This is a genomic window from Erysipelothrix aquatica (genome assembly GCF_009828775.2).
GTDB classification, from domain to species: domain Bacteria; phylum Bacillota_I; class Bacilli_A; order Erysipelotrichales; family Erysipelotrichaceae; genus Erysipelothrix; species Erysipelothrix aquatica.
Genome location: NZ_WTSY02000002.1, coordinates 91850 through 111839, shown reverse-complemented (window position 1 = coordinate 111839; position 19990 = coordinate 91850). Strand labels below are relative to the sequence as shown.

General features: G+C 38.5%; 18 protein-coding genes. 11 read left to right on the top strand and 7 right to left on the bottom strand.

What is annotated here, in order from left to right:
• Nucleotides 1–128 precede the first annotated feature (128 nt).
• On the top strand, nt 129–1355 hold the full coding sequence (locus GVV20_RS01290) for a DUF349 domain-containing protein (protein ID WP_159812676.1): 1227 nt from the start codon (nt 129–131) through the stop codon (nt 1353–1355).
• Nucleotides 1356–1437: 82 nt separating this feature from the next.
• Nucleotides 1438–2493 carry a zinc metalloprotease gene (locus GVV20_RS01285; RefSeq protein WP_159740988.1) on the top strand — a complete coding sequence of 352 codons (1056 nt, stop codon included), beginning with the start codon at nt 1438–1440 and terminating at the stop codon, nt 2491–2493.
• Between the two features lie 34 nt (nt 2494–2527).
• On the opposite strand, the gene GVV20_RS01280 is transcribed toward GVV20_RS01285, so the two are convergent.
• Nucleotides 2528–3826, bottom strand: coding sequence for a dicarboxylate/amino acid:cation symporter (locus GVV20_RS01280; RefSeq protein ID WP_159635464.1), 1299 nt, complete (start codon nt 3824–3826; stop codon nt 2528–2530).
• Nucleotides 3827–4121: 295 nt separating this feature from the next.
• Here GVV20_RS01280 and GVV20_RS01275 point away from each other — a divergent pair, with 295 nt between their 5' ends.
• The gene (locus GVV20_RS01275; protein ID WP_159740987.1) at nt 4122–5300 is read left to right on the top strand and encodes a BaiN/RdsA family NAD(P)/FAD-dependent oxidoreductase; all 1179 of its coding nucleotides are present in this window, start codon (nt 4122–4124) and stop codon (nt 5298–5300) included.
• A gap of 70 nt (nt 5301–5370) precedes the next feature.
• Nucleotides 5371–5940, top strand: coding sequence for a VanZ family protein (locus GVV20_RS01270; RefSeq protein ID WP_159740986.1), 570 nt, complete (start codon nt 5371–5373; stop codon nt 5938–5940).
• 30 nt (nt 5941–5970) lie between these two features.
• Here GVV20_RS01270 and GVV20_RS01265 read toward each other — a convergent pair whose 3' ends face one another.
• On the bottom strand, nt 5971–6252 hold the full coding sequence (locus GVV20_RS01265) for a hypothetical protein (protein ID WP_159635455.1): 282 nt from the start codon (nt 6250–6252) through the stop codon (nt 5971–5973).
• 156 nt (nt 6253–6408) lie between these two features.
• Between GVV20_RS01265 and GVV20_RS01260 the strand changes: the two genes are divergently transcribed.
• Entirely contained in the window at nt 6409–8184 is a 1776-nt protein-coding gene (locus GVV20_RS01260) for a DUF885 domain-containing protein (protein ID WP_159740985.1), read from the top strand.
• Between the two features lie 16 nt (nt 8185–8200).
• Here the strand turns inward: GVV20_RS01260 and GVV20_RS01255 are convergent, their stop codons facing one another.
• Nucleotides 8201–10072, bottom strand: a complete 1872-nt coding sequence (locus GVV20_RS01255; RefSeq protein WP_159740984.1) for an FtsX-like permease family protein — start codon at nt 10070–10072, stop codon at nt 8201–8203.
• Between the two features lie 99 nt (nt 10073–10171).
• On the bottom strand, nt 10172–10735 hold the full coding sequence (locus tag GVV20_RS01250; RefSeq protein ID WP_159740983.1) for a TetR/AcrR family transcriptional regulator: 564 nt from the start codon (nt 10733–10735) through the stop codon (nt 10172–10174).
• Nucleotides 10736–10832: 97 nt separating this feature from the next.
• On the opposite strand from GVV20_RS01250, the gene GVV20_RS01245 reads away from it, so the two are divergent.
• Nucleotides 10833–11159 carry a zinc ribbon domain-containing protein YjdM gene (locus GVV20_RS01245; RefSeq protein ID WP_159740982.1) on the top strand — a complete coding sequence of 109 codons (327 nt, stop codon included), beginning with the start codon at nt 10833–10835 and terminating at the stop codon, nt 11157–11159.
• Nucleotides 11160–11184: 25 nt separating this feature from the next.
• Here the strand turns inward: GVV20_RS01245 and GVV20_RS01240 are convergent, their stop codons facing one another.
• Nucleotides 11185–11907, bottom strand: coding sequence for a glucosamine-6-phosphate deaminase (locus GVV20_RS01240; protein ID WP_159740981.1), 723 nt, complete (start codon nt 11905–11907; stop codon nt 11185–11187).
• 240 nt (nt 11908–12147) lie between these two features.
• Between GVV20_RS01240 and nagA the strand changes: the two genes are divergently transcribed.
• Together nagA and GVV20_RS01230 are read left to right on the top strand one after the other, a co-directional pair.
• Nucleotides 12148–13302, top strand: coding sequence for an N-acetylglucosamine-6-phosphate deacetylase (gene nagA, locus GVV20_RS01235; RefSeq protein ID WP_159740980.1), 1155 nt, complete (start codon nt 12148–12150; stop codon nt 13300–13302).
• 96 nt (nt 13303–13398) lie between these two features.
• Entirely contained in the window at nt 13399–13818 is a 420-nt protein-coding gene (locus GVV20_RS01230) for a GNAT family N-acetyltransferase (protein WP_159740979.1), read from the top strand.
• Nucleotides 13819–13875: 57 nt separating this feature from the next.
• Here the strand turns inward: GVV20_RS01230 and GVV20_RS01225 are convergent, their stop codons facing one another.
• Entirely contained in the window at nt 13876–16194 is a 2319-nt protein-coding gene (locus GVV20_RS01225; RefSeq protein WP_159740978.1) for an HAD-IC family P-type ATPase, read from the bottom strand.
• 62 nt (nt 16195–16256) lie between these two features.
• On the opposite strand from GVV20_RS01225, the gene GVV20_RS01220 reads away from it, so the two are divergent.
• Nucleotides 16257–17306, top strand: coding sequence for an NAD(P)/FAD-dependent oxidoreductase (locus GVV20_RS01220; protein WP_159740977.1), 1050 nt, complete (start codon nt 16257–16259; stop codon nt 17304–17306).
• Here GVV20_RS01220 and GVV20_RS01215 read toward each other — a convergent pair.
• Complete coding sequence (locus tag GVV20_RS01215; RefSeq protein ID WP_159740976.1) at nt 17296–17610, bottom strand: hypothetical protein; 315 nt, start codon at nt 17608–17610, stop codon at nt 17296–17298. The genes GVV20_RS01220 and GVV20_RS01215 overlap by 11 nt on opposite strands.
• A gap of 174 nt (nt 17611–17784) precedes the next feature.
• Here GVV20_RS01215 and GVV20_RS01210 point away from each other — a divergent pair, with 174 nt between their 5' ends.
• Together GVV20_RS01210 and GVV20_RS01205 are read left to right on the top strand one after the other, a co-directional pair.
• Nucleotides 17785–18516, top strand: coding sequence for a LytR/AlgR family response regulator transcription factor (locus GVV20_RS01210; protein ID WP_159740975.1), 732 nt, complete (start codon nt 17785–17787; stop codon nt 18514–18516).
• Nucleotides 18516–19838 carry a sensor histidine kinase gene (locus tag GVV20_RS01205; protein WP_159740974.1) on the top strand — a complete coding sequence of 441 codons (1323 nt, stop codon included), beginning with the start codon at nt 18516–18518 and terminating at the stop codon, nt 19836–19838. Before GVV20_RS01210 ends, GVV20_RS01205 begins: the two co-directional genes overlap by 1 nt.
• Nucleotides 19839–19990: the final 152 nt, after the last annotated feature.

The window sequence follows — 19990 nt, the reverse complement described above, 5'->3', positions numbered from 1 at the left end:
TTATTATATAGAATTCATATAGGAGAGAATGTGAAGAGACTTTCAAAGAAAAACTTGACCAAAAATACATCAAACATTACATATTGACTGAATTATGCTAAAATAAGAAGTAGTGATTAGAGAAAGAGGTGTTTATTATTAACGAAGAAAAATTGACTCAGGTCGAAGACAAAGAAGAAGAAACAAAACAACCAGGTTACTCACGCAATGATTTTGGTTGGGAAAGTCTTGCTTCTGTAGAAGAGTCACGCCAAAACCAATTGATTTCCGAAGTTTACAGTATTATGAATACAGGTGACGATGAGAAACTGGAATTCATTAAGCGTGAATGGGATTCGCTTTCAGAGGAAGGCATCGATGCTGCCCTTGAAACGCGCTTCACCCAAGCAATTCATCGTTACGAAACGCGCCAAGAGCGTCTTGAAGAAGCTCAATCTATCAAACATGAACTGATTGAAAAAGCTGATAAAGTCAAAGATTCAACAGACTGGAACAAGACTTCCACTTATTTACAGGAGTTGCAAAACGAATGGAAAGAAGCTGGATTTGCGGGGCAAGATATTGATCAGGATTTATGGGAGAAATTCCGTGCTATCAATGACCATTTCTTCGATAAGCGCAGTAAACATTACGATCAACTAACAGAAGATCGTAAAGATACCCGTGCATTGAAAGAACAATTAATCGTTGAAGCAGAAGCATTAAAGGATTCGACAGACTGGAAGAAAACATCCACAGATATGCGTAACTTGATGACACGTTGGAAACAAGCAGGATTTGCTGGACGTGAATTCGAAGATGAACTCTGGGAACGTTTCAACACTGCTCGTCAGTATTTCTACCAACAACAACGCGTCTTCTTTGACGAAATGCGTGAAACACAGGGTGAAGCTCGCAAAGCCAAAGAAGCTATCATTACTCGTGCTGAGGCATTGGTACAGTCGTTCCATGATGCAACACAACGTTCCGAAATGGAAGCAATGTTTGAAGAGTGGAAACAAGCAGGTCACAGTGGTCGTGAGTTTGAAGAGAAGTTGTGGAATGAATTCCGCGCAATTCAAGATGATTTCTACGATCGCTTCAAAAACCGTGAACAAAACCGCCGTGAAGCAACAATCGCGGATGCAGAAAATCAAATCGAAGATCTAGATGCACGTATCTCGGCACTTGAAAGTATCAATGACAAAATTGAAGCGAAACTTTCAAGTCTTGAAGGTCAACTTGCAAGTAACGACTCCGATGCAATTCGTGAAGAAGTTGCCGCATTAAAACAAACACTTGCCGATAACAATCAAAAACTCGACGAGTATACACAAGAATACAATAAGTTAGACAGCCAACTTAACCGCTTCTAATCTTAAAACACAAAGGGTATATTTCCACGGAAATATACCCTTTTAGTATGAAAGTGTGGTTTAATAATTGCAGAGGTGACCTATGAAGAAAATTCTTAAAATGGTTTTACTATATCTTGTACTTATTGGGCTTGGTTTGTATGGTGGCTTAATGATTGGCTATCTTGCTGCTGAGGCTGATTTTTCAATTTGGCTTTTATTGGGTGTTGGTGGTGTCACCGTTGTCATCAGTCTGTTGATTCATATTCTTATTCATGAGTTGGGGCATCTAGTTTTTGGTAAACTTAGTGGGTATGACTTTGTGTCATATCGAGTCGGAAGCCACATGCTCCAAAAATCAAAGGGTGTTTATAGCTATAAACGTTACCAAATACCGGGAACCGGTGGTCAATGTTTGATGAGTCCATCAGGACTTCCTGAAACCTACCCATACGCAATGTATAACTGGGGTGGTGTTATTTTTAATGGTTTTGCGAGCTTTATCGCCCTACTTATTTTCCTTAGCTTTTCAAGTCTGATGGTGAAGTATGTCGCAACTATATTCATCATTATGGGAATATTTCTAGCGATTATGAATAGTGTTCCGATGAAAAATGGTACATCTGATGGTAGCAATTTGGCGGCCATTAAAGCGAATCCCAAAGCGCGGGAAGCGTTGTGGTATGTGCTTAAGCAAAATGAGCTTTTTGTTGCAGGGGAAACACTCAATACGATTGACAAGCGATTCGTCCCTTTGTTTGATAAACAAGATGTGAAAGATGGCTTAACGATGAATGCCTATGTGAATGCTGTATTTGCATCGGCACGCAATTTAACGCCACTTCAAAAACTAGAATATTATGATGAGTTAGTTACTGACGAGCTTCCGTACATTCCTGTTCTTAAAGGTGCAATTGACTTGGAGTATCACACGCAACAAATGCTCGCCACTGATACGATACCAACTGCAAGTCGTGAATTGGAAATTATCTTAAAAGGAATGAAACACACACCTGAAGTCATTGTGTATCAGTATCTAAAAGTAAAAGGTACGCAAGAAGCACGACCCCAAGCACTTGCGACCTTAGAAAAAATGTGTAAGACATACCCTTATGTTGGAAATGTAACGGAAGCAAAAACACTGATTCAGAAGTATTAAAAAACCCCAAGTTGCTTTGCAACTGGGGTTCTTTTTATGAAGCGGCTTGAACAGGTTCTTCGATTGCACCTTCTCGTGTTGCCACGATTACGGTTGCTGTTGCAGATCCTGTAACGTTTGCCATTGTACGTGCCATATCGACAATAGCCGAAATTGGTGACAAGACAAAGATAATTTCAATAGGTAATCCAGCAGCTGTTAGTACGGCAGTTGCTGCAATGGTTGCAGTTCCAGGTACTCCGGCTGTTCCTAAACCAACGACAACTGTATAAACAATCAATAATAAGTATTGTTGCGTTGTGAATGGAATACCTAAAGCGTTAATACTAAATACGGCGAGTAAAACTGGCCACATTCCAGTACATGCTGGCATACCGACATTGGCTCCCAGACCGGCAACAAATCCTGCGATATCATCTTTGACACCAAGTTTTGTTGTGACTTGTTCGATGACGACTGGAACCGTTCCGATACTGCTTTGTGATGTAAAGGCAACCACTTGAGCAGGCCAAATTGCTTTAAAGAAACGAATTGGATTCATTTTTGCAAATACACTAATTAACGTACCGTGAACTACAAAAGCTTGGAAGAAACTTATCGCATAGGCAATCACAATAATCATTGCGAATGATGCGAGATCTTTTCCACCATCACGTGTGGGAACGTTAGCAATATAAGCAACAACAGCGAATGGTGTTAGTGCGATAATTGATTTAACAACGCGATACGTAAGTTTGTTAGCAGATTCAAAGAATTGAATCATTGGACTTGCGCCCTCAGGATCCTTGGTATTAAATTTGACCAATGCCACACCGACCATTACCGAGAAAATAATAATCGGGATGATTTGGTTCTTTGCAACATGGTTGACCAAGTTACTTGGGAAGAATCCGACAATTGTATCTATAAAAGTTGGAACTTCACGAGCAACATAATCTGTTGGCAATGAAATGGTAAATCCAGAACCAAGTTTGAGGCTAGTAGCTACAATTAATGTAATTGTACTTGCAATCAATGTATTGAGCAGTAACCAAAATACTGATCGGAAACCTAGAGTTTTAAGACGGGTAATACTGTTAAGTGACGCGATACTAGAAATAATGCTGAAGAATAGTAGTGGCGCCACAATTGCATAAATTAATTGTGTAAAGATTGTTCCAAATGGTGTGACGTATTGTGTATTCCCTTGAAATACAAATCCAATTACCAATCCGAAGCCCATCGCAATAATCGTGCGAAGCCCGAAATTCACACGTTTCTTACGCAAATGTTGAAGAAATGCAAACACTACGAGCGTCGTCGCGAATGCAATCCATGGTAAGTATGTAGACATAATAAAATTCTCTCCTCCTTATAAAAAAAGATGTCGTATGACATCTCAAGAATTCTCTTATCTGTGCAAGAGATTAAATGTGTCATGCAAAAAATTACACTTTCGTGTTCCAGTTATCGTTTGAAAATGTACAGCAGCATTGAATTCCCATTTTGATCCCCTTTATGCGTAAAACATATTAAACATATATGTTATACATGTTTCGTTGTAATCATATAGAATGTATCGAAAGTTGTCAACACATTTACTCTTCAAAACGAAGTTTGTTATAATAGCCACAATAAGGAGAACTTGTATGAAACAAATTATTGTAATTGGAGGTGGTCCATCAGGAATGATGGCAGCAATCTCATCGAAAGAACACTGGCCAGAAGCTAATGTAATTTTACTTGAACGTAATGAACGTTTGGGAAAAAAATTGCGTTTGACAGGCGGAGGCCGATGCAACGTTACCGCAGATGTCGATGTTCAAGAAGTGATAAAATATGTCCCGAAAAATGGAAAATTCTTAAATAGTGCGCTCAACAACTTTAATCCCCAAGATATTCAAGCCTTTTTTGAAGCGAATGGGTGCCCATTAAAAAAGGAAGATCACGAACGGATGTTTCCAGCATCAAATAAATCACACTCAATCGTCGATGCTTTACAATCACGATTAGAAGCATTAGGGGTAGACATTCGACTGCACAGTTATGTGGAAAGCCTTGACTCTCATGCACGTATTGTAACTGTGAATGGTAAGGATGTCCGTTATGATGCTCTCATTTTAGCAACGGGAAGTCGTTCTTTATCAGGAACAGGTTCAGACGGAAATGGCTATGTCCTTGCATCCTCATTTGGTCATACGATTACAGAATTGTTACCGGCAGAGGTACCACTCGTTTCAAATGATGTCTTCATCCAAGAAAAAGCACTTCAAGGTTTATCCTTTCATGATGTTGTCTTAAATGTTCATCAAGGTAAAAAAATTAAGAAAGCAATTACTCACGATTTACTTTTTACACATTTTGGTTTATCAGGACCAGCAGCCCTTCGCGGAAGTTTTTATGTACAACAAGTCCTTGAAAAAGAGACCCCCGTAAGGCTGACAATTGATTTTTTGAAAGATGTAAGTATCGATACACTTATGCAAGCAGAAGATATTGAAACGTTTGCGCTTGAAGCGGGCGTACCTAAACGACTGTTAGCGTTTATCAAAGAACAAGCAAGTAATAAAAATATGGTGATTGACTATCTTAAACGTTTCCCAATGACTACGTACGAAACTCGAGGTTTCTCTCATGCTTTCGTAACAAACGGCGGTATATCATTAAAGGAAATAAATCCCAAAACACTAAAATCAAAACTAGATCCCCATATCTCATGTATTGGGGAGTTGCTAGATTATAATGCGTTCACTGGTGGATTCAATATTACCTCTGCTTTTGCTACGGGATTTACCGCTGGTAAATATGCATTAGATATCGAAGTATAGTTTCACGAACATTTCGCAAGGACTGCATCGGGTTATGGTATAGTTTTAACACTGAAAAAAGGAGAGCATTATGTTTGGACGACACAGTGGTCCAGGTTGGATACCGACCGGAATCCTTATCTATATACCACTTTATCTTATCGTGTATTATACGATTTTACGTCACAAAAATACATCTCAAAAAATTACTGGTTCGATCCTACTGCTTTACATCTTACTTGTGTTTGATGTTACGCAGTTTCCATTTCCGTGGGGTAAAGAAGCACAACTCCATGTACTTGAAGCACATCGTTTCCGCTACAATGTGAAGCCTTTGAACAATTTGTATTGGAACTTGTGGGTTGATTTTCAACCCCGATACCTTCTCGAAAATTTTTTGAACGTTGCTATTTTTGTGCCCATTGGCTTTCTCATGGGACGTTATCTTAAAGATCAAAATAAACCTTTCATAAAAACGATGGTATTTGTCATGGCATTTACGCTAACGATTGAGCTGCTTCAATTAGCAGGAATGTACTACGGTTTTAATGTTCGCATCTTCGATATTGATGATCTCATCATGAATACGCTTGGTGGACTAATTGGTTATGGTCTATGGATTCTTGTGGTGCGTAGCCGAAAGTTGAACAAAGGTAAATAAAAAAATGTTGGAGTTTTAATCCAACATTTTTTATGCTTTACGTGATTGGTAAAGTTTAATAACAATTAAGATCGCAATTGCAATCGCAGCAGATGTGATGATTAATGATTGCCATGAACCAAATACGCTAATCGCAATATAGTTCATAATCAAGATTACAAGCGCAAGTACACCCGTAATAATATAAAACTGTTTGGGTGTTGTTTTGAATACCTTTTCGATAAATTTTGTTTTCGCATCTAAGTAATACGCCCCCACAAAGAATAAAATTGCGACAACAAGCATAATCAAATTCACTTGGAAAAATTCCATAATAAGCCCCTCCTATTAAGGACATTATATCGAAGTCGGAAAGCACTTTCCATACAAATAATTTAAAAATAGCCTCAACGAAATAAAAACTGTGGAAAACTTCTCAAGGCCTGTCCAAACATGGTAGGATAGTATTAGAAAATAGTGGGAGGGACTATGAAAAAAATATTGATCAGTGCATTAATTGCACTCTTAGTTTTAACGGGCTGTACGACAAAACCTAAGAGCGTTGGTGGAACGGATACACCCAATGCTGAATTCACAGCATACCTAGATGAACTCTTACCGGAGTTTGTAGATCCAGAGGACTTTTCAATCAATCTAATGTTTGAAAATCCAGCAACATATGGCATCGAAAGTAAAGATTACAAATTGGATTTTGTAAGTGAAGAAGACTATAAGGAAGCTGCAAAAACATCCAAAGAAGTATTGGACGAAGTGAAGGGCTTTGATGATGCAACGCTATCACCACAGCAACAACTTGATAAAAAAGTAATTGTACAACATCTTGAAGATATTGTTGCGTTACAAAACTATTACGATTTCAGTGTCGGATCGTCTGTCCTTGGCTACAGTCGTAACTTGATGGGTTCATTCCCAGCGTATCTTGAAATTTACGAATTTAGAACAGAACAAGATTTAAATGGATACTTTACATTGTTGGAATCGCTGCCAGAAACGATTTCAAAATATATTCAGTTGGAAAGAGACCGCCAAACACGTTCAACAGGATTTACCCAGTATGAATTAACTGAAATGGCTCGGGTAAGTGATGTGACGGCTCAGCAGATTGCACAACCAGACTACTACTTAATTGCTTATATGAATGAGAAAATTGAGGGTGCTACATTCTTAGATGTATCGCAAAAAGAAACTGCAAAGGCAAGAAGTCAGGCTTTAATTTCCAAGCAACTTTATGAGAGTTACCAAATGATGGCAACGGAACTAGGTGCCATCCAAGTTACAGATACAACTTTAGCGGGAATGAGCACGCGTCCAAATGGTAAGGCATTCTACGAAGAACTCTTACAACAAGAGACTGGTAAACGATCGACCGTTAAAGAAATTTTACGTTTTACCGAAAAATCGCAACAAGCAGCTATTGAAACCTTATATTTATCAAATGAGTATACAACTGAAGAGCGTGATCGTTATATGGAACTCATGATGGCTGAATCATTTGGTAATTATGAAAATGGTGAAGCTCTCTTAGAAGATATACATGCGTCGTTTGGGGAAGATTTCCCAACGATTCCAATGCCATTCTATGAGCTGCGTAAGGTGCATCCTTCGATTTCCGAATCGTCTGCCCCTGCGTTTTATTTCTCACCACCAGTTGACTACACTGGAGATGAAGCGCAAGTTATCTATATTAACGGAGAATTTGATAACAGTCTCTACACAACATATGCTCACGAAGGAATTCCAGGGCACATGTATCAATTTAGCTACTTTAAAACATTGAAAGACATGCACCCGATTCGCTCTCTTATTTCACCAGCAAACAGTGCCGAAGGCTGGGCTAATTATGCAGAAAAATTGGCGGTAAAATATGTTCATGATGAAAAATTCGAAGCGTTTTACAACGCCTACATGACATTGATCGAAACGATTCATATCCGTGCCGACATCGGTGTTCATTACGAAGGTTGGACAATGGAACAATTTGGTACATATATGTCTGATTTCTTCTCGTTAGATGAAGCTGGATTAGAGTCATTCTATTACCAAATAATTCAAACACCTGCAGTTTACCCAACATATTACTTAAGCAACCTCTATATTAGAGAACTTAAGAAGACAACCAAAGAGGCCTTAGGGTCACAGTATTCTGAAGTTGAATTCCACAAAGTGTTGCTTGATAGTGGTGCTGCTTCGATGGATATCATGGAACAACAAATGCAAGCATACATTAAAACAAAGAAAAAGTGAGATAATTCTCACTTTTTTACTGTAATACAATACGTTGAACAGATTTTAGCGTTGTGAATCCATAGAAACCATATGCGACCATAAAGCCAAGGGTAACGAGGATTGCAATTAATGGACTAGAAGGCGCTAAACCACCGAGCGATAAAGTAAGGTTGGCGGCTTTGATACCGATAACAGCATGCATCATCGCAATAATCAAAGGTAACGCGAAATAAAGACTGAGTTGAGTGGTAATAGACTGTAGTTTTAAAGACTCTTCAACACCAATTTTGCTAAGTATGCTGTAACGGTGAATATTATCACTTGCCTCAGAAAGTTGTTGCAGTGCCAATAACACGCAACTGCAAATTAGGAAGACCGCGCCAATGTAGAAACCAAGGTAGGTGAATAGAAGTTCGGTACCGGCCATTTCTAATTCCACATCACGTGCTGAAACAAGTTGTGTTCCATCGGGAACATGTGTAGATATGTTAGCTTGCAGGGGAGCAATTGATTGTGTATCGTGGGCATTAATGTTGGTGTAGTATGTAGGTGTAAGTTGGGACTCGAGTTGCTTGAATGTTGTATCACTTACAACAATTTTAAGTGAGTTCATCAAAGCACTGTTCGTTAATCTTAAATCTAAAACGTCAGTTGAGACAGAGTCTGTCAATCCATATTCACTGAAGTCAGGTGTTTCTACGGGTAAATTGGGATGTTTATAGAAGGCAAACTGATTGTCTAAGAGTTGAATAGGTTGCTGGTGATCCCGACTTAAATTTTGGTTCGCGTCATGTTGAGCAATAAATATTACAGGATAAATTACTTCGTCTGATGCATTACCATTAAGAACATAAAACTGATAGCTTTCTTTTATTTGGGAGGTATCAAATTCGTTGAGAGCAATGGGTTGTGTATGTGTTACTGCGATATCGTAGACGATCATTGAATCCTTGAATTGCGCGAGTACATTATTCAAATTGAATGCAGTGACCAATGCGGTTATTGCAGTTAGAAGCATAAGACAAATGATACTCATCGAACGATATGTTGTACTAATTTTTGATGATAGTTGTCGAAAATTAAAGGCATTCAGACCTGAGTAGTAGTGATTCTCGAAGCGCTGCACACTCTGTAGAAGAAAACCGGATAAGGCTTTGAAGAGCAATAAGGTTCCAATCGCCCCGATAACGATTACTGACACCATCTGATTTAAAATACCATAAGGTTGTAACGAGATGGTGTATGCGTAAGCAATACATGATACAGCAAGAATTAGCAAGAGCATTGTTGTGCGTGTGCGTGGTGCTTTGATTGATTCATTTTGCCGATGTGCTGTCAACATATCGAGTAAAGTAAAACGACCGAGAATCAGTGTGTTAAAACCAATAACAACAGTGTAAATTGCACTGAAAATTAGGGTTGTAGATAAAAGTGCGGGCACTGAAAAAATAAATGTGTATGCTGCGCTTACACTCAGAATGGAAGCACTAAACATGGCCATCACTTGTGATAAGCCGATACCAATCGTAAACCCTACGGCCAAAGAGGCAAGTGCCGCGATTAGTGTTTCAAAGAAGAGAATGATACGTATTTTTCGAAAAGGCATGCCCATTAAAGTGTATAATCCCAATTCTTGTTTCCGTCGTCGAATTAGAAATTGATTGGCATAGATGATTAACAGTGCAAAAACAACACTAATAATCACAGACATTGTGTTTAAAACCATGATCAAGGAAGCAATCGCAGTTCCTTGCGACGGATCGAGCTCAAGAATGCTCGATTGCATTTCAAACGACCGAAGTAAGTAAAGTAAAACTACGGAAAAGGTGAGTGTTAAGAAGTAAAGGCTATAGTCTTTATAGCTCTTTTTGACATTGCGAAAAGCAAGTTTTAGATACGATCTCATGAGATGTCCTCCTGTATCCTATGATACGAGAATATCGTTGAATCGTTGAGCGAACTATCGTACAACTTGCTTACACTATTGTAAGATGAACCATGCTGGTTATTTGTATAGAGTGTGGCTTATCAGTTCAATTAAGAAGTCAATATCTTCGTCGCCATGACGCAGCGATTCTAAGAAATTCCGAACGACAAAAGCATTGAACTTTTCTTTCGTAAAATTCTCGTTCCAAATTGTTGGATTTTGGAACACATCAGAATCGAGAGATTGTTTGAATACATCTTCGATTGCTTTGAGGTTACGATGGTGTGTTTCGATTGTACGTTTTCGGTCGTCTTCCGAAATCGTACGGTAATAGCCAATGAAAATAGAATGGTAGATACGAGCATGATAAGAAGCTTTCTTGAATGATTCTTTAAGCATGGTCGTATAACGATCATGAGAACTAATGTTTTTGAGATCACCTATCATAACCTTATCCCAAAATTCATTGATAACTTCGATCGTTAGATCATTTTTAGATTCAAAGTAATTGTAAACAGAACCAACTGAAACATCAGCGTCTTTAGCAACGCGACGGATACTTAAAGCATCCAAACCATCGGTAAAAACAATGTGACGTGCGACATCAATAAGGGCTTGTTTACTAATTGTACTTTTCTTCATAGAATCACCATCCTGAACTTTGTTCATTATAGAACTCATTCGAAAACTTGTCAAATAAAACGGTTACTGTATACTTAAAGCGTAAAGGAGATTATCAATGACATATCCAAGTTGCCCACAGTGTAATGAAAACTATACGTATGAGGATCGTGGCATGTTTGTTTGCCCAATGTGTGCTCACGAGTGGTCTGAGAATGAAGTAGTGGCTGAAGATGTTATCCGTGATGCTCATGGATCCATTCTTAATGACGGTGATTCAATAATAATCATCAAAGATTTAAAAGTTAAAGGCGCGTCTGCTCCTTTAAAGCAAGGGACAAAAGTGAAAAATATCAAGCTTGTAGATGGTGACCATAATATTGATTGCCGAATTGAAGGTTTTGGTGCGATGAGTCTCAAATCTGAATTTGTAAAGAAAGCATAAAAAAAGGTTCCTTGCGGAACTTTTTTTATTGATGTTTTGTAACGTCAAGTTTTGAAGCTGCTTGCTCATCAACGATGACGATTACGTTATCATGATTTTGTAAAGCACTTGCTGGGAGCGCTTCTGTAGGTGTTTCTTCCATCATTTTATAGATAGCATCAGCTTTCTTTTCACCATATGCAAACAAGATAATTGTTTTTGCAGTCATGATGGATTTGATACCCATTGAGTATGCAAATTTAGGTACTTCATCAATTGAATCAAACATACGTGAGTTTGCAATAATTGTGCTTTCAGTTAATGCAACTTTTTCTGTCAATGAATCAAATGATGCTCCTGGCTCATTGAAACCGATATGACCATTTTCACCAATTCCTAAGATTTGGATATCAATAGGATTTTCAGCGATGATTTGGTCGTAACGTGCGCATTCTTTAGCTGCATCTTCTTCCAAGCCATTTGGCAAATAATTAGCTTTAAATGGTTTTTTACCAAATAAATGTTTATTCATGAAGTAGTTATAGCTTTGGATATGATCAGCACCAATACCAATGTATTCATCCAAGTTAATGGATACCACATTTGTGAAATCTAAGTCACTTGCAGTAATGCGATCGTATAAAGAAATTGGTGTACTTCCAGTAGCTAATCCAAAGACGTTTAAGTTTCCGCTAACTAACGCTTCACGAATGATGTTGTAACCAAGTTCTGCTCCTTCTTGGTTATTTTTAACAACAAATAATTTCATTGTAATTCCCTCTCACTTTCATTCAGTATTATTATAGACTACTCCACATTAAAATCAAACTTGTTTTCTCGGAAACATCGAATAGTCTTTTTCAATTAAATTTGAATGTTTGAAAAAAATATTTAAGATACTCTAAATTGTTGAAAAACATAAGAATATCCTTAGAATGTGCCTGTGTTTATACAAACGCGTGATAAAAAAAGTGCTATAATTATACATGTATACATAAGGAGGCAATTTATGTTAATCATTAATGGGAAAATTTATTTAGAAGACCGTGTTATCGAGAACGGTTTTATTCGTACTGAAGGAGACCGTATCGTTGAACTTGGTATGATGGAAAATGCACCAAAACTAGAAGGTGATGTCATCGATGCGAAGGGACTCAATGTCTTGCCAGGATTTATTGACCAACACATTCATGGTGCTAATGGTGCTGACCATATGGACGCCGATCAAGCAGGTTTACTAAATATCGCAACATTCCTTCCCAAAGAAGGAACAACGTCATATCTTGCGACAACTATGACGCAATCAATTGAAGCTGTATCGACAGCATTGGGTGCAATTGTAGAGTTTATGGATGATACAAACAAACCAGGACAAGCTGAAATCGTAGGGATTCACTTAGAGGGACCGTTTATTTCGAAAAAACATGTTGGGGCACAAAACCCTGCCTTTGTTTTAAAACCTACGACAGAGTACTTTGATACATTCTGGAATGTTGCGAAAGGACGCATCAAGTTAATTACCTATGCACCTGAAGAAGCAGCGCCAGGTTTTACAGATTACCTACGTTCAAAAGGGGTTGTACCTTCAGCTGGCCATACCGATTCAAATTATCAACAAATAATTGATGAAATTCCGAACGGACTTTCAAACTTAACACACTTCCACAATGCGATGAAACCACACCATCACCGTGAACCAGGAGCAGTTACTGCTGGGTTCTTACGACCAGAATTAAAAGCAGAATTAATTGTGGATGGTATTCACTTACATCCAGATGTTGTTAAGGCAACATATGAAATTAAAGGTGTAGACAATGTTATTGCAATTACGGATGCGATGCGTGCTAAAGGACTTCCAGATGGTAAGTATGATCTTGGTGGTCAAGAAGTTATTAAAGTTGGAAAAGAATGCCGTATTGCCACAGGATCGCTTGCAGGTTCAGTTGCCGAAATGGACTTCGTTGTTCGTAACTTTAAACACTTTACTGGCGCAAGTATGCGTGACTTGGTAAAAATTTCTTCGGAAAATGCCGCAAAACACCTTGAAATCTTTGGACGTAAAGGAAGCATCGCTATCGGTAAAGATGCTGACATTGTTATTGTTGATAACGACATTAATGTTGAAACAACAATTTGCCGTGGTGTTGTAGGATATCAAAAATAGCCTCCAATCAGACTATATTTAAAAGTTAGCCGTTAGGTTAACTTTTTAATTTCAAATCGGGATAATTGCGAAGCATCTAGAATTAGGAGATATTTGATGAAATTTGAAGAGACACTTGCACCAGAAGAAACAGATATTATTAAACTTAGAGATCTTCTGAGGAAATACAATCGACAAAACTTTGAAACTTTAGAACATTCTGAATTTGCTATCTATATTAGAGATGAAGATGATAATATTGTTGGAGGCATTTCAGGCGAAATATTTGGCAATTGGGTAGATGTCGAATACTTAATAATCCACGAAGATTTACGAGGACAAGGACTGGGTAAAGCATTGTTAGAGAAAGTTGAACACATGGCAATCGAACATCGGTGCCGTTATATCTTTCTGAACACATTTGGTTTCCAAGGTAAAGATTTTTATCCGAAATTTGGATTTAAAGAAGTCTATGTAAAGCGAGATTATCCATTGACAGGAACCGATCATTTCTTTGTCAAAGAATTGTTCTACTAAGACTTTAGAAGATTGATAATACAAAGAAAAGGGTTAGCCGCAGGCAAACCCTTTTCTTTATGCACTTTGGTGAAGTCGGTGTCGTGTTACGAAGAATTTGCTAATACGAGCGTAGAGTTTCACAATTGGAATACTAATGAGCACGACAACAACCAAAATTATAAGATGATGTTGCGTAAATGACACGAGCTCTAATAAGGGGTGCATTACGATGCTTGTTATTAAAAAGCCTGCAATATCAAGGGCAAGAATGAATGCTCTGAAACGATTCAAGGGCGTCAAGATGCGATAAATTAGGTGAATCGAGAGAATTCCGTTTACAAAGAAAACGATGGATTGAATTGCTTTAAGGTCCAGTCCTAAAGGTTTATTAAAGAGAACAAGAATAAACCACATAGTGACTATCCCAAGAGCACTGGGAAGTGCATAGAGCACGACATGTTCTAAGACCGTATATTTTGGCTTATAATCATGCAATTCGAACATGATAAGCAACGAAGGAAGTCCACCAACAAATATATTGGTAAGGGTTACTTGGAATGGAATGAAAGGGAAACGAACATTGATGAGGATTGCAAGAATCGCAACACTAATGGTTAAGATTGTTCGCAAGTAAAAAAGGGATGCCGATCGCGTAATATTATTGATGGTTTGTCGTCCTTCGCGAACAACGTCCACTAAGGTTGACAACATTCCATCAATAATAACAATTTGACTAATGTTTAAAGCTGCGTCGCTACCTTCACCTAAAGCAATCGATACGTCTGCTTGCTTTAGTGCAAGGACATCATTTAGACCATCACCGGTCATCGCAACACGGTTTTTACCCTCTTGTAAAAGCTTAACAAACTCAAGCTTTTGGGTTGGTGTTGCCCGTCCAATGACATTGTATTTGAATATTGCTTCATGCAACGCCTCTGGTGTCGTTAAGGTTGATGCATCGACAGCTCCTTGGATTGTATTGACACCCGCTTTGTGTGCAATAGCAAGAACTGTGTCGATGTTATCTCCGGATATTACTTTAATATTGACACCATTGTTTACAAAGAAATCAATCGCTTGATGTGCGTCTTCTCGGAGTGGGTCTTCAATCACAATCCATCCAAGTGCATGTAACGATTGCGGGAGCGTTTTGTCAGCTGGTACATCATAGCTAGATGCAGCAAGAATAATGCGGGCACCGAGTTTACGATGATTTAGAATGACCTCAGGTAAATCTAGGTTCGGCATTAATATTTCTGGTGCACCGATGAAGAGGGTTTCCTGATTGTCAAACGTCATCGAGGCCCACTTGCGTGCTGAAGCAAATGGAATTGTATCAATACATTGCATCGTTTCAACAGGTTCAAAATAATGTTTAATGGCTAGCATGGTCGCATTATTATCATGAGTGTAGTTGACATAATGATTCATGAGAAACTGAAACTTAACATCAAGACTCAATGTATCGATGACTTGCATTTCACCTTTGGTAAGAGTTCCGGTTTTGTCGACACATAAGACATCAATTTGAGATAGCGCTTCAATCGCATACAAGTCTTGAACTAATGTTTTGGATTTTCCGAGTTTAAGAACTGCTGTCATCAAGGTAACGGTTGTTAATAAGACCAAACCTTGGGGAAGCATACCAAGGAGTGCCGATGCAGTATTCACAACAACTTGATAAAGTGACTCATGTCGGAAGACAAATCCTTGGATAAATAAAAGTGCACCGATTGGAATGATAAAGAAACTGGTAAGTTTTGTGACACTTGTAAAGGTGTTTAAAAGATCACTGGCGATGCGACGTTGCGTAGATACTTGTTGCGTTACTTTGGTCGCATAGTTGTCACTTCCAACATGGATAACCCGAGCATAACAGGTTCCGCTAACAATGAAAGATCCTGATAAAAGTGTGTCGTCGGTATTTTTGTCGATAGGATCGACTTCTCCTGTCAAGAGAGATTCATTGGCTTCCACAGAACCGTCTAAGACGACGCTATCTGCCGCAATCTGATTACCAGGCTCATAGTAAACGACATCATCCAAAACGATATCGTCAGGCGTAATTGTTTGAATTACACCATCTCGTAAAACTTTGACATGCGGTGCTACTAGGATATTAAGATTTTGAACAAGATTTCGAGCTCGGATTTCTTGGATAATGAACATCGAAGAATTAGAGACGATAACGCCCATGAAGAAAATACTGGTATAAGCACCGACAGCTATCAAAGCAATAGCGATTACAATATTAAATAAATTGAAAAGGGTGAAAATGTTCCCTGTGATAATATCTTTGTTTGTCTTCAGTTCAGGTTTAGGTTGTGTATTGACTTGATGATTCTGAATGCGCATTTGAACGGCTTCGGTTGATAGTCCTTTTAATTTCGTCATAGGTGCTCCTTAGATACTTGGAAAGTTCCTTAATACTTACTATAATAACATTGGGTGATAACATGAAACAAATCGCAATTATTGGCGGGGGTATTGTCGGTATGACTGCCGCCTACTATTTAAAGAAAAACGGCATGGAGGTCGTTGTATATGATGCTGATTATGCACAAGGGACGCGGGCTGCTGTGGGGATAATTTGTCCATGGGTGAGTCAGCGCCGTCATCAAGCTTGGTATGCCTTAGCCTCTGATGGTGCAGCATTTTATAAGATACTAGTTCGTGATGTGTCAGATCCATCATTTTATCGACAAACAGGAACATTGATTGCACATACGACTCGTTTGGATGCATTGAGTGAGCTTGCCTTTGAGCGGGCTAAAACAACACCAATGATGGGCACGGTCCAACGATTACAGAAAGCAGCGCTCGCAGACTTTATTCCAGACTATGTGACGCTTGAGGATGCATTGTTGATTGAAGGTGGTGCGCAAATCGATGGCGCTCGCCTTATCGAAATTCTTCAAAAAGATCAAAACATACCTGTTATTAAAGAACCAACAACTGTCGAACATCTTGAAGCATGCGGTCGATTTGACCATATCATTGTTGCTGCTGGACCGTGGATTAACGCCGCACAAAAAAAATACATATTTGACGTAAAACCGCAAAAAGGACAGCTTGTAACACTCCAAAATGCCTTTGATATAGATAAGGCGTATCCAGTCATCATGCCCCAAGGTGAAATTGATATTTTATTTGACCAAACGATGCTGGTGATTGGTGCATCACATGATAATGAAGCAGGATTTGATACGCATCGTGATCTCAATGTTGAAGCGCGTCTGATTCATGATGCTCAGATGTATATCCCCAGGATTACCAGTGCGGACATAACTGGTTTCCGGATTGGAACCCGGGCATATACCTCTGACTTTGCACCATTCTATGGGCCCATTGATACATCTAAAAAAGTATATGTAGCAAGTGGACTGGGTTCATCAGGGCTAACAACCGGACCGATTATTGGATATCGCATAGCATCTGACATTTTAGGCGCGACATTTGATTTTAGTGAAATGTCTCCTACAAAATATATTAAATCTATCGTGTAAACCGAATCTGGTTATCGATTTGAACAAATGTAGTTTCGGCGTATTCGGACTCACCATCCCAAACAAAGCGAATGGTTTGGCGAGCACCCGAAAATGCATCATCGAAACTTACATCCCATGTAGATTGTTGCTTCATAATTGTCCATTTCGAATACTCTGGCGGATTACATCCATATTCATAAAATTTTTGGCGTGCATAGTTTTCAATGAAGTGTTCTTGGTTTGAAGGAAGATCTTGGGCGATAGTATTGATCGAACAACTTACAAGAAAAAAAGCGAGTAAAATAACAGATATTTTTTTCATAAGTCCTCCTTAAATACTGAACGTAGTCTAACGATATCACGCAATGTCGAAAAATCCGTAACAACAGCTTGAATTTATGATGAAATTTATGTCAAATATATTTACTTAAAGAAGAGTGTTGTCAGTACCTGTGAGTAAAAACTCGTGGTATAATAAACAAAATGAGGTGGGATTATGATAACAGTCTATTTATGCGATGATGATATTGAAATTATCGAATCATACAGCGCACTTATTAAACGCTACAGTAAAGCCCGCATGCTTGAACTCAAGCTAGAGACTTTTCACCGTGGAGAAGATTTGCTTTTTCATCTGGATGGTTTTACCGATGCTCCAGATATTATCTTACTTGATATTTATATGGATGCCTTAAACGGTATAGAAACTGCGAAGCGAATTCGTGAACGCAATGTTGATGCACAAATTATCTTCTTAACGACATCGTCTGAGTTTGTATTCGATGCGTTTGATGTGCGTTCTTTTAATTATCTTGTAAAACAAGATACGAGTGATGCCCGATTTGAGGAAGTATTCAACAACGCGATTAGTTTAGTTGAGAAGAAAGCTACAGATTTTTTTGACTGCTCCTTTGGATCTGAATCACGCCGGATTGCACTTAAAGATATTTCCCATTTTGAAATCTACCGTCGTGTCATGCGGGTCCATTACAACACCAATGAAACGTTTGATTTTTATGAAACAATGGATTCGTTGACCGAAAAATTAGCTGGAAAAGGCTTTGTTCGGGTTCACCGCTCCTATCTTGTAAATCTCAAACATATTGTGATGTTTAAGAACCAAACAATTCGCCTCTCAAATGCGGAAGAATTGCCGCTCGGAAAAGCATATCAAGTTAGCGTTAAGGACGCCTTTAACGCGTTCGTTTCAGACAGTTGGGACGCATAATGTACCTGACAATCTTGGGATTGTTTACGATTGCCCTGTATTGCTATATCTATATGTCGGTAGCTGACATCAGTCAATATGGTAAATTTCGTAAACATGCGTATGTTTTTTTAGCTATTTCGATGGCGACACAATCAATTATTTTTATTATCTCGCATAGCTATGGATTGGAGATGTTTGAAACCTTTTGGCTGATCCTGGCGGTGATGTGGTTAACGTTCTATTTTACAGTTGACCTTCCGATTTATGTGGTGTCCTTTGCGACAGTCAGTCACGTATTTTATCTTTTCACCATGCGGGCGTTTGCAGTAACTGTTTTATCAATAGTTACACAAGTTCCCCTCTATCGAATCAATGCCTCTGACAACTTCTACCTACTCGTATTTTTAGTATCAACAGTCATGTCGATTACATTATTGTTGTTTGAGTCGAAATATTATCGTAGTGGAAAACGAATGCGCCAACTTATCAACAATCACACACAATTGAACTTTGTGACTATCGTTAAGTTTTCGCTGGCATCTTACCTTATGTTTATTACATACGGAACACGTTTTTCCGCAAAAGAAAGCTGGAATACACTTGCATACTGTGTGGGCTCAATGATGGTCGTTTGGATGGCGCGGTTGACATTGAATCATTCGGTTCGTATTTCGGAAATGCTAGAGTATGAAAAACAAACAGCTGTACTTCAACAACAACTTAATACGCAAGTAAGTCATTATAAATCGTATCAAAAGTATACAGAGACGTTTAGAAAGTTCCGTCATGACTATAAAAAAGTCCTTTCGACAGTTAATATGCTGCTGCGAAATAATGAAACTGAAAAAGCAGTCAAACTATTGGATGACATGGGTGTTCAGATGGCAAAGGGTGTCGATGCTCACGTTGAATACTCAAACAATGTATTTATTGATGCAATCTTGCAAGCATATGCAAACTATTGTGCAGAAGCGATGATTCAGTTTGAAGCTAAAGTTTATTGGGATCCTAATGTCATCATTGATGATTTGGATTTAGCCCGAATCTTCAACAATGTCCTAGAAAATGCCTATGAAGCGAATCTCAACCTTGAACACGAACAGCGTTTCATTAAAATACGCAGTAATTTGCGCGATTATTGGCTCGATATTGAAGTTTCGAATCGTTTCTCAGGTACCGTCAAAGCCAATCTCGAAACGACAAAAACAGAAGAAATACAATTTCACGGAATTGGGACCAAAATCGTCGAAGAAGTAATGCAAAATCAGGGTGGAATGGTCTCATGGCTACCTGAAGAAGATGTCTTTAAAGTGCGTTTGCATTTCCCACGTAAAGCATAAAAATCTAACATAAAATCAGAGCACATGATTATCGTGTGCTTTTTTCAATTTCAAGCGTTGCAAGCGTTAGATTTTACGCTCTTTTATGCTATACTTAAATTGTTACAGAAATATTTACGACAACTTAACACAAGGCACCTATTTTGATGGTA

Excerpts from the sequence above, each read along its gene's own strand:
- GVV20_RS01250 (WP_159740983.1), bottom strand. The coding sequence starts at position 10,735 with ATGAAGAAAAGTACAATTAGTAAACAAGCCCTTATTGATGTCGCACGT.
- GVV20_RS01215 (WP_159740976.1), bottom strand. The coding sequence starts at position 17,610 with ATGAAAAAAATATCTGTTATTTTACTCGCTTTTTTTCTTGTAAGTTGT.
- GVV20_RS01265 (WP_159635455.1), bottom strand. The coding sequence starts at position 6,252 with ATGGAATTTTTCCAAGTGAATTTGATTATGCTTGTTGTCGCAATTTTA.
- GVV20_RS01220 (WP_159740977.1), top strand. The coding sequence starts at position 16,257 with ATGAAACAAATCGCAATTATTGGCGGGGGTATTGTCGGTATGACTGCC.
- GVV20_RS01240 (WP_159740981.1), bottom strand. The coding sequence starts at position 11,907 with ATGAAATTATTTGTTGTTAAAAATAACCAAGAAGGAGCAGAACTTGGT.
- GVV20_RS01270 (WP_159740986.1), top strand. The coding sequence starts at position 5,371 with ATGTTTGGACGACACAGTGGTCCAGGTTGGATACCGACCGGAATCCTT.
- GVV20_RS01255 (WP_159740984.1), bottom strand. The coding sequence starts at position 10,072 with ATGAGATCGTATCTAAAACTTGCTTTTCGCAATGTCAAAAAGAGCTAT.
- GVV20_RS01285 (WP_159740988.1), top strand. The coding sequence starts at position 1,438 with ATGAAGAAAATTCTTAAAATGGTTTTACTATATCTTGTACTTATTGGG.
- GVV20_RS01280 (WP_159635464.1), bottom strand. The coding sequence starts at position 3,826 with ATGTCTACATACTTACCATGGATTGCATTCGCGACGACGCTCGTAGTG.
- GVV20_RS01210 (WP_159740975.1), top strand. The coding sequence starts at position 17,785 with ATGATAACAGTCTATTTATGCGATGATGATATTGAAATTATCGAATCA.
- GVV20_RS01225 (WP_159740978.1), bottom strand. The coding sequence starts at position 16,194 with ATGACGAAATTAAAAGGACTATCAACCGAAGCCGTTCAAATGCGCATT.
- GVV20_RS01275 (WP_159740987.1), top strand. The coding sequence starts at position 4,122 with ATGAAACAAATTATTGTAATTGGAGGTGGTCCATCAGGAATGATGGCA.
- GVV20_RS01260 (WP_159740985.1), top strand. The coding sequence starts at position 6,409 with ATGAAAAAAATATTGATCAGTGCATTAATTGCACTCTTAGTTTTAACG.
- GVV20_RS01245 (WP_159740982.1), top strand. The coding sequence starts at position 10,833 with ATGACATATCCAAGTTGCCCACAGTGTAATGAAAACTATACGTATGAG.
- nagA (WP_159740980.1), top strand. The coding sequence starts at position 12,148 with ATGTTAATCATTAATGGGAAAATTTATTTAGAAGACCGTGTTATCGAG.
- GVV20_RS01205 (WP_159740974.1), top strand. The coding sequence starts at position 18,516 with ATGTACCTGACAATCTTGGGATTGTTTACGATTGCCCTGTATTGCTAT.
- GVV20_RS01230 (WP_159740979.1), top strand. The coding sequence starts at position 13,399 with ATGAAATTTGAAGAGACACTTGCACCAGAAGAAACAGATATTATTAAA.